Origin of the sequence: Mannheimia granulomatis, assembly GCF_011455695.1 — a bacterium.
GTDB classification, from domain to species: Bacteria; Pseudomonadota; Gammaproteobacteria; order Enterobacterales; family Pasteurellaceae; genus Mannheimia; species Mannheimia granulomatis_A.
This window is the reverse complement of sequence record NZ_CP015030.1, coordinates 1-14147: the sequence shown is the minus strand read 5'-3', so window position 1 is coordinate 14147 and position 14147 is coordinate 1. Positions and strand designations below refer to the sequence as shown.

Below are 14147 nucleotides of genomic sequence, written 5' to 3'. Positions count from 1 at the left end.
TAAATAAGATTATGAAAAATAAAATTTTAGGAAGTGCATTGATGATTGCAGGCACCACTATTGGTGCAGGTATGCTTGCCATGCCATTAACATCCGCAGGTATGGGCTTTACCGCTACTGCATTACTATTAATTGCTTTGTGGGCATTACTTGCCTATACGGGCTTATTATTTATGGAAGTATATCAAACTGCGCCACAAAAAGACGTAGGGGTTGCCAGCCTTGCTGAGCAATACTTTGGTTTAATTGGACGTGTGCTGGCAACTTTCAGCTTATTGGTTCTGCTTTATGCCCTTCTCTCAGCTTATATTACCGGTGGTGGCTCACTACTTGCCGGCATTATGCCGGAAATGGCAGATGCGGATATGAAACTTAAAATCAGCATTTTAATTTTCACTGTTGTTTTGGGTATGTTTGTGGTAATTGGCGTTAAATCTGTTGATGGTTTAACCCGCCTGCTTTTCATCGGTAAAATTATCGCCTTTATTGCAGTGTTAATGATGATGTTGCCAAAAGCAAAACTAGAAAATCTAACTGCTATTCCGTTAGATAACTTACTTGTGATTTCTGCGGTACCGATTTTCTTTACCGCCTTTGGTTTCCATGTAATTATGGCAACGATTAATACTTATTTAGATGCAGATATCAGTAAAATCCGTAAAGCGATTTATATCGGCACGGCGATTCCATTGGTAGCTTATCTACTATGGCAATTAGCCACTCACGGTGTATTAAGTCAGAATGAATTTACTGCTATCTTAAAACAAGACCCGACTTTAAATGGTTTGGTGACAGCAACCAGCCAAATTACAGGTAGTGCAATTTTGGGTGAAGTAGTTCGTTTATTCTCGGTACTTGCCTTAATTACTTCATTCTTAGGCGTGGCATTAGGGATTTTTGAAGGCGTGGGCGATTTATTAAAACGCCTAAATTTACCGTCAAATCGCTTATGGTTGACCATTGCAACATTCTTACCACCTATTCTGTTTGCGTTGTTCTATCCGGACGGCTTTATTATGGCGTTAGGTTATGCAGGCCTGTTATTTGCTTTCTACGGTATGATTTTACCAATCGGCTTAGCATGGAAAGCGCGTAGCCAACATCCTAATTTGCCTTACCGTGTAATTGGTGGTAATGCTGCATTAGTAATTGCGTTAATTGCAGGTATTATCATTATGGTGATTCCATTTTTAATTCAATTAGGTTATCTACCACAAGCGGTGGGTTAATCTAGAAACCAAAAGGCTGCAAATCAAAAAATTGCAGCCTTTTTCTTTAAAATGACAGAATAAAACGAGATCACAAGCGGTCAAAAATCGTCATTTTTTTGCATATTCTCTTCCGCTACACTACTAGCCAATTAATTGATATAACGCTTTTATTTGGTTTTCTTTCAATGCACCGCCAACTTTATCTCTTCCAACGAAAATCTTAAACATCGCATTGCCTTTTTTATTGATAAAAATAAGTGAAACCGTGCGTTTTCCTCTAAACGGGCGATCTAACAAATAGATTTTGGCACAATTTTCATAACGCAAATGCCCTTGCAAGCCACCGCCTTCTTTATGTTCAAAATTGTAAAATCCTCGAGAAATTGAACCGCTTGGTAGTTTGCCGACAAATTCAATAATCGTATCTTCAGTATGAGAAATCAGGGTAATAGCATCATCCCATTCGTGAATTGCTTGTAATATTTCAGCAAAACGTTCGCCTTCTGTTACTTTTAACATTTCAGCCGGTAAATTCAACATCACCTCTTCTAATGAGCATTGATATCTTGTCGCTAACATTTCTAAAATCTGTCCCGGATTTTCTGCCAGTTCAGCACGTAAAGCGGTTTGTTGTTCAGTTGATAACATATAGATTCTCCTTGAAGAAAAGAGAGCCAAATGGCTCTCTTGAGTTATATAAGTAGTTAGAAACGATATTCAAAGCCAGCCGAGAAATTGCGACCTGGCTCATAATAACGCTGTAAGCCAGGATAGCCGCCATATTTATAATTTTCACGTACCCCTACGGAATTAACCACCCCACCTGTTGTATTTAAACCGCGTAAAGTATCCCAAGTATGGTATTTGCGGTTAAATAAATTATAGACGCCAGCACGCAATGTGATATTCTCCGTTGGCTTATAAAAACCGTATAAATCCACAATAAAGGCTTTCGTATTTAAATGTTTCCAAGTATCTAAACCTGTCTCATGTGAGTATTCAGTACAACGAACTTCATATTCCTCTCCCCAATGTGGGTAATAAGGATTAGGCGTTCTTTGCTCCTTGACACATCGTTCCGGCAAGGCTTTGAGATATTTGGCATCTTTCGCTTTTTTCGCCCCTAAGAAGGTTAAACGAGAAAAGATACCCCATTTACCTTCAGTTTGTTCATAGTCTAAACCCACAACAGCCTTAATAGGTTGAATAGAAAGTAGATCTGCACCATTTGACATACTGCCTTTACTATAACCTAATGAGCCAAACAACTTCCAGCCCCCAGGGATGGACATAGCAGAATTTAGGTTCCATTTACCACTTACTTCTACCCCATAGATTTTCGCAGAATCAATATTTTGCATTTGCTGCACCGGACGCCAGAACTCTCTACCGTAAGCCCGAAAAACATCCCATGTTTCCTGCTCCCATAAGAAATCTTTATATTTCGTATGGTGTAAATTGACTGAGAGTTGTCCAATATTACCGTTAGCTTGTAAGCTTAAATTTTGGGTTAAACTACGCTCAGCTTTTAGGTTTGGATTTGACACCCAGGCTCCGGCTGCATTATCACGGTAATCAAAATACATTTCTGAAGCATTCGGAATACGGAATCCTGTTCCAATGTTATATGCAACTTTCCATGCATCAGTCACGTGTTTTTCCAAACCGGCCACCCAAGTTATTTTATTAAATTTCGCATTATCTGTTTTTACACAGTTACGACAGGCAAGCCCATTTAGTTCTTGTTGCTCATATTTCGCCCAATCATAACGAAGTCCTAACATCATTTTCCAATCATGAGTTAAATCAATCTTGTCATGCAATGAAAAAGCGTGTTGCTTAGTTTTAATTGGATGCATCATTGTAGAATTAGGCGAATTTACCCAAGTATCAGATAAGTAAACCGAATCTTTATGCAAAACATCAAAATCTCGCTCTGCTGTAGAAGCTCTGAAAGATAGCTGATGAGTTAATTTACCGAATTCTAATGCTTGGCTATCTAAGCGGAAATTTAAGCGTTTTAACTCGGTATTAAAAATACGAATATTAGTATCACTTGGCTTCCTTTGTTTTGCCGGACTCCATTTTGTAGCCGCTTCAGCACGAGTACCTTCATAGTTATAGGCAGCAGTTTCAGTATCTTGATAATCTACATCTATCTTCGCTAATGCTATCCATTTTGATTCCGGAAAATATTCATAAAAAACATTTACCGTATCACGTTTACTACGGTCTTCCGCTTCACGCCAATATGAGCTTAAATACACCGCTGAGTCTTCAATAATATAATTCTTATTATTTTGACCACTGTAAGATACACCAACACGATGCTTATCATTAAAACGATAAGCAAGTTTAGCTAAATAACTATGATTATTATGGGTAGCATCATCAGGAGTTTGCTTACTACTACCGATTGTCCGAGTTTGCAATGAATCTTCAGGAACAGTATACCCCCCTGCACTTTCCATCTCATGCCCGTGACGATTAGAATAAAGCAATACAGCTTCCAATTGCTCACCTAAGTAGCCAACACCAAAGGTGTTTACCCATTCATTATTACGCGTACCATAACCTGTGCGATATAAAGCACCAAATTTATTGCCACCACGCACAATATCATAAGCCTCAAGTGTTCGATAATTGACACCACCACCTAAATTACCACTACCTTGATTGAAAGAATCCGCACCCTTTGATACTTCAATGGTACGTGCCAGCTCAGGGTCAATAGACTGACGAGAGGTATTTAAATTCCCGTAACGTTTATAGAGTGAATTTTCTTCTGAATCAGGAAGACCTATGCCATCAATACTAATTCCAACACGATTATCTTCTACTCCACGAATAGCAAAGCCTTTTTGATGCCGTCCTTGGTTAACAATACCAACATCAGGGCTATAGCGAACTAAATCTCGATTATTTTGAATTAGCTCTTGTTGAATTGCCTCTTTGTTTTTTTTCTCTGTAGATGCTTTAACTTCTTCTTGAGCTACAACATTTACTTCAGATAGTTCTGTTGTTAGCTCTTCTGCATATAGCATTGGAGCCCCTAAAACACTACTAATACTTAGTGCTAATAACGTTGGGCGTAATTTAGCAAGATTTATTGATTGTTGATTGATTAGCATAATAATTCTCCCTAGGTAAATTGCTAATAATCTTTATTTTTTAATTGGTCTGCATTATCAATAATAAAGGTAAAACACAAAAATATCAATAATGATTCTCAATTGCTTGATAACAAGGATTTATTCATTATAATAATTTCCTAAGGATTAATCGTTATTTTGGAGGTATTTTATGACAACAAATCGCCAAGAGGTTTTGCAAAACCGCTTAGGACCGGAAATTGAAGAGCTAAAACAACAAATTAAAACTATTGTTCTTTCAACAGTAGATAAAGAAGGCACACCTAATGTCAGCTATGCCCCATTTGTCATTAATAACGGAGAGTATCAGGTTCTCATTTCAACCATTGCACGCCATGCTCGTAATTTACTGGAAGTGCCAAAAGTTTCTCTAATGCTGATTGAAGACGAAACTAAAAGCCGTCAAATTTTTGCCCGTCGCCGTCTCACTTTTGATGCCAGCGCACGCATTGTTGAACGCGGAAATGAAGAATGGGAGTCCGGTGTTGCGGCTTTAAAAGCACGCCACGGTGATTTAATTGACGAACTGTCAAAAATGCAAGACTTCAACCTATTTTGTTTCAAGCCAAGTGCAGGCTTGTTTGTTAAAGGTTTTGGTAAAGCTTTTGATGTTGGCGTAGATGATTTAATCAATGTCGTCCATTTAGACCAAGGTCATCAAACTAACTAGTTATTTCATTAGTTCAATAATCGGCCCTTTGCTATTATCTTCAGTAGAAGGGCTGATTCTACCATTTGGTTGTTTTATCCCACCTATCTTTTAAATTCAATCACCAAAACCTAATCGCGAAGCCAGTTAGAACAAATACGCTTTTTATGGCACAATACTGTTTACTAAGCTAATGGTAATAACAGCGATTTACTTACCGGACAAGAGCTATAATTATGAATGAACAACAACTTTTAGATCTTGACTATCAATATATTTGGCACCCTTATTCCAGTATTCCAAACACCATGCCAATATATGCGGTTAAAAAAGCAGAAGGTGTCATCATCACGCTTAAAAATGGCAAACAACTCATAGATGGAATGTCATCTTGGTGGGCTGCTCTACATGGTTATAATCATCCGCGTTTAAACGCAGCGGCGCATCAGCAGTTAAATCAAATGAGCCATATTATGTTTGGCGGACTAACACATGAGCCGGCAGTTCAACTTGCACAAAGTCTTATTAAATTATTACCAAAAAATTTAAATAAAGTATTTTTTGCTGACAGCGGCTCTGTTGCTGTAGAAGTCGCAATGAAAATGGCGGTGCAATACCAACATGCTTGCGGGCAAACTACAAGGCATAAATTTGCGACTATTCGCAGTGGCTATCATGGTGATACTTGGCATGCTATGTCTGTTTGCGATCCACATACTGGAATGCACAGTTTATTTAATCGCAGCCTACCCGTTCAATATTTTTTGCCTCAACCTCCTATTAAATTCAATGAGCCTTGGGATGAACAAGCGATTACCCCTCTGGCTAATCTGTTAGCAGAAAAACATCAAGAAATTGCCGCATTAATTTTAGAACCAATTGTTCAAGGTGCCGGAGGTATGTATTTTTACTCTCCGATTTATTTACAAAAAGCACAAGCTCTTTGCCGGCAATACGGGGTACTACTCATCTTTGATGAAATAGCTACCGGTTTTGGGCGAACAGGCAAAATGTTTGCCCTTGAACATGCTAATGTTACTCCTGATATTATTTGCTTAGGCAAAGCTCTTACCGGAGGTTACCTAACTTTATCTGCAACTATCACGAATCAACACATTGCCGAAACAATTTGCAATGGAGAGGCGAAATGTTTTATGCATGGTCCAACCTTTATGGCAAACCCTCTTGCTTGTGCTATTGCAAATGAAAGCATTAAGCTATTATTAGAAACCGACTGGCAAAATCGTATTAAACAGATTGAGCAACAGCTAACACAAGAACTTCAAGTTGCAGCATCTTTGCCTGTCGTTAAAGAGGTTCGTGTTTTAGGCGCTATCGGAGTATTAGAAATGCACCAAGCCGTCAATATAAAAACATTACAACCCCGTTTTGTGGAAAAAGGTATATGGGTTCGCCCGTTCGGGCGTTTAATTTATATTATGCCACCTTTTATTATTGAGCCATCTCAACTTAGCCAATTAACACAAGGTCTTATTGCTGCTATTAAGGAAGAATACGATGCTTGATTTTTTTTCTACTACCTTAGAACAATTAAAACAACAAGAACAATTTCGCACTATTCCCTCTTTAATTCATCAAGGAAAACATATCATTCGAGATGAAATGTCAATGCTGAACCTTTCGTCAAATGACTATCTAGGGTTAGCAAACGATGACCATTTACGCCAACTATTTTTGCAAAAATATGGTGAAAATCAACCGCTTCTCACCGCATCTTCTTCTCGCTTATTAACCGGTTCTTTTCCGATTTATGACGATTTGGAGAAATTATTGGCACAACGTTTCCAGCGAGAAAGTGCCTTGCTGTTTAATAGCGGCTATCACGCCAATATTGGTATTCTGCCTGCAATCGCTACGCCTAACACTTTGATTGTTGCCGATAAATTAGTACATGCCAGCCTAATTGACGGTATTCGGTTAAGTGGCGTTAAATTTTTACGCTATCGCCATAATGATTTATCGCACTTAGAACAAATTCTTCATACAAACCACCGAGAATTTGAACGTATTATTATTGTGACCGAAAGCCTGTTTAGTATGGATGGTGACTGCACGGATTTACCTCATTTAGTCAAACTCAAACAGCAGTTTGGCAAGATTATGTTATATGTTGATGAGGCACACGCAGTCGGCGTTTATGGCAAACAAGGGTTAGGCTTATCGGAAGAGTTAGGCTGCATTTCACAAATTGATTTTATTGTCGGCACTTTCGGCAAAGCGTTGGCGTCAGTTGGGGCTTACTTGGTTTGCGATCAGATCATCAAAGATTATCTGATTAACAAAATGCGTCCATTAATCTTTTCTACCGCACTGCCTCCATTAAATATTGCGTGGACTCACTTTTTATTCGAGAAGTTGCCTGAGTTTCATCAGCAACGTACACATTTAGCAGCATTGAGCCAACACCTACGCCAAGTTTTAGCCGAACAAATGCAATTACCGATGCCGAGCCACAGCCATATTGTTCCTTACATTATTGGCGATAATGCAAAAACTGTTCGTTTAGCAGAACATTTACAACAACAAGGCTATTATTGCCTGCCTATTCGCCCACCGACAGTGCCTAAAGGCACATCTCGTATTCGTTTATCTTTAACGGCAGATATCAGCTTTGAAGAACTTGAGCAATTTATTGCTTGCTTAGCTAAGGAGAACCGATGAAAACGGCTTTTTTCCCCTCAACCTTCCCACGCTCATCAAATTTAGTGGTCTATTTTGCCGGTTGGGGAACTCCGCTAGCTGCGGTGGAACATTTAGCATTGCCTGAAAATCATGATTTACTGATCTGCTATGATTATCAAGATCTTCAGTTGGATTTTCAGTTTTCTGACTATGACTGTATTCACTTGGTCGCTTGGTCTATGGGCGTTTGGGTTGCCAACCAAGTAATGCCGCCTATTCCACTTGCCAGTGCCACAGCTATCAACGGCACCGCATTGCCTTATGATGATAAATTTGGTATTCCCAAAGCGGTGTTTAAAGGAACATTAGAGAGTTTAAATGAAGCCAATCGCATAAAATTTGAACGCAGAATGTGCCACGATAAAACCTTGTTTGAACACTACCAAAATTTGCCAAAGCCACGGCCGCTTGCTGAAATTCAACAAGAATTAGCCGCACTTTATCAATTGATTAACGATGAACAAGAGCCAAAAACACTCGCTTGGACTCACGCGGTTATCGGCACACAAGATAGGATTTTTCCAACCGCTAATCAATTAGCCTATTGGAAAACTTTTTCACCACAAACCAATATTTGCTCGTTGGAAGGAGGCCACTACTTGCTACCATATTTTCATGATTGGGAAGAATTATGGAAAAAATAACCGCTTTACAGATACAAAAATGTTTTAGTGCGGCATTAAATCAATATGAGCAAAACGCAACTGTCCAGCAACAGATTGCACAAAAACTAACTTCATTGCTAACAAAGCAATCTATTATTCAATTCGACTCTTGTTTAGAAATCGGCTGTGGTACAGGTCACCTTACAAGAGCGTTAAATAATCAATACCAAATCAAACAATGGTATATCCAAGATTTATGTGACTGCAGCTCGTTTTTAGAAAAAATTCTGCCGCAAGGAAATTTTCATTTCCATCAAAGTAATGCTGAACTCTGCCCGCTTGATGGGAAATATCACTTAGTTGCTTCAGCCTCGGCTGTGCAATGGTTTCACGAAAAACAGTTATTCATCCGACATAGTGCCTCTCAGCTAAAAGCTAATGGCATCTTACTTTTTAGCACTTTTGCCGAGCATAACTTACGAGAAATAAAACAGCTCACCGGGATCGGATTAAGCTATCCTTCTATGAATGAATGGCAACAATGGTTAGAAAATGATTTCGATATTCTTCAACTAAACCAAGAAAAAATAATCTTAGAGCTAGATTCGCCTAAAGCTGTCTTACAACATTTGAAATCAACAGGGGTTACCGCAACTAACAACATTATTTGGACAAAAAACACCTTACAAAATTTTTATCATAGTTATCGGGAAAATTACACTACAGCAACGGATAAGGTCTCTCTGACCTATGAACCACTTTATTGTGTAGCGAAGAAAAAAGAGAAGGAAATAAAATGACAACAAACGTGATTTTTATAGCCGGTATTGATACCAATATTGGCAAAACAGTCGCTACAGGTTGGTATGCAAAAAAATTAGCCACCCAAGGATTCTCGGTGATTACACAAAAAATGATTCAAACAGGGTGTGAAAAGATATCAGATGATATTATCGCTCATCGAAAAATTCAGGGAATTAATCTCACTGAAGAAGATATACAAGGTATTACTTGCCCTTATGTCTTTCGCTATCCTTGCTCTCCACATCTTGCTGCTCAATTAGAACAGCAACGAATTTTGCCGGAAATCATTACACAATCTACTGAACTTTTAAGCACCAAATATGATTATGTTTTGCTGGAAACCGCTGGAGGTCTATTAGTTCCTTATAACGAAACGGAGACTACCTTAGATTATATCCAACAACAAGGTCATCCACTTATCTTAGTCACATCCGGGAAATTAGGCAGTATTAACCATACCTTACTCAGCCTTGAAGTATGTAAGCAAAGAGGGATTAACATACTGTCTTTAATCTACAACCAATATCCGAGTACAGATACCATTATTGAGCAAGAAACCCAGCGTTACTTGCAACAATATCTTACTCAGTATTTCCCAACTACATCGTTTGAATGCCTGGGCTATATAACATAAATAAACGATAAAACCGCCGTACTCTTTAAGCTAAAAATACAGATACAAGCGGTCAGATTTTTTGGAAAATTTGCTACAATTTTAGTAAAATAGTCGAGCTAATTCTACGGGTAACATTTCTGCCCATCAAATCAAAGGAAATCCTATGCAACCTAAAGCAAAATTAAGAAAAGATTACCGAGCACCCGATTTTACCATTACCGATATTTATCTTGATTTCCAACTCGATCCCGACAGAACTTTCGTAACTTCAAAATTAAGCGTTGAGCGCAAAAATCCAGAAGCAACGGTTCTACGTCTAGATGGGCATAGTTTTGATTTCCTCTCGATTAAGTTCAACGGACAAGCCTTCTCTGCGTACGAAAAAGATGCTGAATCTTTAACCTTACATTTGGCCGATGTAGCAGCCGATCGCTTCGAGCTTGAAATTGAAACTGCACTTAACCCAACTCAAAATACCTCACTGCAAGGCCTGTATAAATCAGGCGATGGGCTTTGCACTCAATGCGAAGCGGAAGGATTCCGTCAAATTACTTATATGCTTGACCGCCCGGACGTACTTGCAAAATATACGACAAAAATAACCGCTAGTAAGAACAAATATCCTTTCTTACTTTCCAATGGCAACCGCATTGCCCAAGGGGAACTACATGACGGTCGCCATTGGGTTGAATGGCAAGATCCATTCTTTAAACCAAGCTATCTGTTTGCTTTAGTTGCCGGTGATTTTGACTTATTACAAGATAAATTTATCACCAAAAGCGGGCGTGAAGTGACACTTGAAATCTATGTTGACCGAGGCAATTTAGACCGCGCACCTTGGGCGATGGAAAGTTTAAAACGCTCAATGAAATGGGATGAAGAGCGTTTCGGTCTTGAATACGATTTAGATATTTATATGATTGTTGCCGTTGATTTCTTCAATATGGGGGCAATGGAAAATAAAGGCTTAAATATCTTCAACTCTAAATTTGTGTTAGCAAAACCCGAAACCGCAACAGATAGCGATTATTTAGATATTGAGTCAGTGATTGCTCACGAATATTTCCATAACTGGACAGGCAACCGTATTACCTGCCGTGATTGGTTCCAGTTAAGCTTAAAAGAGGGCTTAACGGTTTTCCGTGATCAAGAATTTACTTCCGATTTATGGTCTCGTTCGGTAAAACGAATTGAAGATGTTCGCCTACTGCGTACCGTACAATTTGCTGAAGATGCCAGCCCAATGGCTCACCCGATTCGTCCAGAAAAAGTGATTGAAATGAATAACTTCTACACTGTAACTGTCTATGAAAAAGGCGCTGAAGTGATTCGTATGATTCACACTTTATTAGGTGAAGAAAAATTCCAAAAAGGGATGCAGCTTTATGTAGAAAGACATGATGGTTCAGCAGCGACTTGTGATAATTTCATTGATGCTATGCAAGATGCATCAGGTATGAATTTAGAGCAATTCCGCCGTTGGTATAGCCAATCCGGCACACCAGAACTTACTATCTCCGATAAATATGATGCCGGACGTAAAGCTTATCGCTTACATATTTCGCAAATGACCCCATCTACTCACGATCAGTTGGAAAAATTAAATCTACATATTCCACTTAAAGTAGCGTTATATGGTGAAAATGACGGGAAAAAGATTCCGCTTCAATATGAATTACTTACCGTAAGCGATGTACTAGACGTAACTGCAGAGCATCAGACATTTGAGTTCCATAATGTAACACAACGCCCTGTGCCAGCTCTGCTTTGTGATTTTTCAGCGCCGGTTCGTTTAGATTATAACTATACTTCTGAGCAATTATTAACACTGTTAAAACATGCTGAAAATGACTTCATTCGTTGGGATGCAGCCCAAATGCTTTATACCAATGAATTGCGTGAAAATTTAAGCCGTTATCAACAAAACCAGCCGTTAAGTTTCTCAACTGAGTTAGCAAATGCCTTAACGTTTGTGCTGGAAAACAGCACACAAGATCCGGCATTAACCGCGTTAACCTTAACGCTGCCTAAAGAAACTGAATTTGCAGAATCATTTAAAACGATTGACCCAACAGGTATTGCCTTGGTACGTGAATTTATGCAAGTGTCTATTGCTCAAGCCTTGCAAGATAAATTCTTTGAGGTGTATAACCAAAACAAATGTGGTGAATATCAAGTCATTGCACAAGATATTGCCAAACGAGCATTACGGAATGTATGCTTAAACTATTTAGCCTTTACCGATTTAGGTAACACGCTTGTGCATAAACACTATCAAAATGCTGATAATATGACTGACACTCTAGCTGCATTGCAAGCCGCTACAAAAGCGAAGCTCAGTTGTCGTGATGCTCTGTTAGCCGATTTTGAAGAAAAATGGAAGCATGATGGTTTAGTAATGGATAAATGGTTTATGTTACAAGCCAGTCGTCCGGACGAAGATGTACTATCAATTGTTCAAGGATTGATGGAACATCCAAGCTTCAATTTCAATAATCCAAACCGCTTACGTTCATTAGTTGGAGCATTCTGTAGCCAGAACCCGAAAGCCTTCCACGCCATTGATGGCTCAGGCTATCGTTTCTTAGTAGATATTTTAATTAAGCTCAATGACAGCAACCCACAAGTTGCCGCACGACTTATTGAGCCGTTAATTAAACTCTCCCGCTATGACAACCAACGTCAAACGCTTATGCGCCGTGGGTTAGAACGCTTACGTGAATTAGATAATCTCGCTCGTGATCTGTTTGAAAAAATCGAAAAAGCGTTAGATTAATCTTAAAAATAAAAACAACAAGCGGTTGAATTTATAAAAATTTTTGCAATTTTTTGAACAAATTCGACCGCTTGCTTTTATTACTACCGCCGAATTTCAAATCGTTTAAAAATCTCTGTGCCTAAATAATCAGTTGCGACCACCCGTTCTACTCGAGCAGAAGGCGAGCCTTTATAGAGCCATTTTTCAAATTCAGTCATTATTTCATCATTAGCTTCGGCTACAACTTCAACCGAGCCATCATCACGATTTCGGGTATAACCTTTTACCCCGAGCTTTTGCGCCTCTTGCTGGGTAAAGAAGCGAAATGCCACGCCTTGCACTCTCCCGTAAATAGAAAACAATTTTATCGCCATTTTTCTCTCACATTTTTAGTAAAAAGAAAGGCTGCCTATTTTTCAATAAACAGCCTTACGCTCATTATTTCACAATATATAAATTGCGAAGTAGGATATCATCTTGTGGATCTTTGCCACTATAACCTTTTACATAAGGTTTTACCAAACGCGGGTTCACATAGTTGTAAATTGGCATAATCGCATAATCTTTTGCTAATATCTCCTCTGCTTTTGCATAGGCTTCTGCCCTTCCGTTAGCATCATTGGCTTTGTAAGATTCTGCCACCGCATCATCATAGGCCTTATTATTATAGAACGCTGTATTATTACTTGAGTTAGACAAGAAATAATTTACGAAAGTCGTTGCTTGGTTATAATCTCCAGACCAACCGGCACGAGAAACATCATAATTACCGTTACGACGACTATCTAAGAAAGTTTTCCACTCTTGGTTTTCTAATTTCACATCCACAATACCGTCAGTGCCTTGTTTCCATAATGAGGAAGCAGCAATCGCAATTTTCTTATGGTTGTCATTAGTATTATAGAGAATAGTAAACTTCAGCGGATTAGACTTACTATAACCGGCTTCCTCTAATAATTTTAATGCTTTCGCTTTTCTATCCGCCATTGATTCTGTTGCATAAGCTGGCTGTTTGATTTTTTCACCCTCATGAATATAAGTCGGGGTAAATACATAAGTTGGTGTTTGCCCTTGACCTAGCACTTTATCAGTAATGATATTACGGTCTAACGCTAAATTTAATGCTTCCCGTACTTTGATATTATCAAAAGGTGCTTTTTTATGGTTGAACTCATAATAGTATGTTGAAAGAGTTCTAGCAGTAAACACTTCATTTGGAATTTCACTTTTTAGTGTTGCAAACTGCTCCGGCGGTAACGAATAGTTGGTAATATCCAAATCACCGGCACGGTAACGGGCAACGTCTGTTGTAGCATTTGGAATAGCTAAGAAAGTCGCTTTATTAATCACGGTTTCTTTATCGTTCCAATAATTTGCGTTACGCTCAAACACAATTTTTTCATTAATAACGTGGTCAACCAACTTATAAGCACCGTTACCAACTAAATTTCCTTTTTTTACCCAACTGTCACCAAACTTTTCAACCACCGCCTTATTCACAGGTAATAACGAAGAATGAGTAACCAGCTCTACTGCATAAGGTACCGGCTGGCTTAATTGTACTTGGAAAGTAAAATCATCTACCGCTTTTACCGCTAACTCTTCCGGTTTTTTCTTACCATCAATAATATCTTGTGCATTTTCAACAT

At 38.7% G+C, this 14147-nt stretch carries 11 protein-coding genes and 1 pseudogene; 8 read left to right on the top strand and 4 right to left on the bottom strand.

The window, feature by feature from the left end:
* Positions 1–11: 11 nt before the first annotated feature.
* Positions 12–1229 (top strand): aromatic amino acid transport family protein, encoded by a 1218-nt coding sequence (locus A4G16_RS00060; RefSeq protein WP_165888162.1) that lies wholly within the window; start codon positions 12–14, stop codon positions 1227–1229.
* Between the two features lie 123 nt (positions 1230–1352).
* On the opposite strand, the gene hutX is transcribed toward A4G16_RS00060, so the two are convergent.
* Positions 1353–1859 (bottom strand): heme utilization cystosolic carrier protein HutX, encoded by a 507-nt coding sequence (gene hutX / locus A4G16_RS00055; RefSeq protein WP_165888161.1) that lies wholly within the window; start codon positions 1857–1859, stop codon positions 1353–1355.
* A gap of 56 nt (positions 1860–1915) precedes the next feature.
* Positions 1916–4342, bottom strand: a complete 2427-nt coding sequence (locus A4G16_RS00050; RefSeq protein ID WP_237052373.1) for a TonB-dependent hemoglobin/transferrin/lactoferrin family receptor — start codon at positions 4340–4342, stop codon at positions 1916–1918.
* Between the two features lie 172 nt (positions 4343–4514).
* Here A4G16_RS00050 and hutZ point away from each other — a divergent pair, with 172 nt between their 5' ends.
* The 7 genes from hutZ (at position 4515) to pepN (ending at position 12516) form a co-directional block, all read left to right on the top strand.
* Positions 4515–5033, top strand: a complete 519-nt coding sequence (gene hutZ, locus A4G16_RS00045; RefSeq protein WP_165888160.1) for a heme utilization protein HutZ — start codon at positions 4515–4517, stop codon at positions 5031–5033.
* A 215-nt stretch (positions 5034–5248) separates the two neighbouring features.
* Positions 5249–6538, top strand: a complete 1290-nt coding sequence (gene bioA / locus A4G16_RS00040) for an adenosylmethionine--8-amino-7-oxononanoate transaminase (RefSeq protein WP_165888159.1) — start codon at positions 5249–5251, stop codon at positions 6536–6538.
* Positions 6531–7694: an 8-amino-7-oxononanoate synthase gene (locus A4G16_RS00035; RefSeq protein ID WP_165888158.1), complete on the top strand. Its 1164-nt coding sequence runs from the start codon at positions 6531–6533 to the stop codon at positions 7692–7694. The genes bioA and A4G16_RS00035 overlap by 8 nt, the downstream gene beginning before the upstream one ends.
* On the top strand, positions 7691–8359 hold the full coding sequence (locus tag A4G16_RS00030; RefSeq protein WP_165888157.1) for a DUF452 family protein: 669 nt from the start codon (positions 7691–7693) through the stop codon (positions 8357–8359). Before A4G16_RS00035 ends, A4G16_RS00030 begins: the two co-directional genes overlap by 4 nt.
* The gene (gene bioC, locus A4G16_RS00025) at positions 8347–9120 is read left to right on the top strand and encodes a malonyl-ACP O-methyltransferase BioC (protein ID WP_165888156.1); all 774 of its coding nucleotides are present in this window, start codon (positions 8347–8349) and stop codon (positions 9118–9120) included. Before A4G16_RS00030 ends, bioC begins: the two co-directional genes overlap by 13 nt.
* Complete coding sequence (gene bioD, locus A4G16_RS00020) at positions 9117–9758, top strand: dethiobiotin synthase (protein WP_165888155.1); 642 nt, start codon at positions 9117–9119, stop codon at positions 9756–9758. Before bioC ends, bioD begins: the two co-directional genes overlap by 4 nt.
* Before the next feature lie 145 nt (positions 9759–9903).
* Entirely contained in the window at positions 9904–12516 is a 2613-nt protein-coding gene (gene pepN, locus A4G16_RS00015) for an aminopeptidase N (RefSeq protein ID WP_165888154.1), read from the top strand.
* Positions 12517–12599: 83 nt separating this feature from the next.
* Here pepN and A4G16_RS00010 read toward each other — a convergent pair whose 3' ends face one another.
* Together A4G16_RS00010 and A4G16_RS00005 are read right to left on the bottom strand one after the other, a co-directional pair.
* The gene (locus A4G16_RS00010) at positions 12600–12872 is read right to left on the bottom strand and encodes an acylphosphatase (RefSeq protein ID WP_042802097.1); all 273 of its coding nucleotides are present in this window, start codon (positions 12870–12872) and stop codon (positions 12600–12602) included.
* 64 nt (positions 12873–12936) lie between these two features.
* Positions 12937–14145: pseudogene (locus A4G16_RS00005) on the bottom strand (ABC transporter substrate-binding protein); the annotation flags it as partial.
* Positions 14146–14147: the final 2 nt, after the last annotated feature.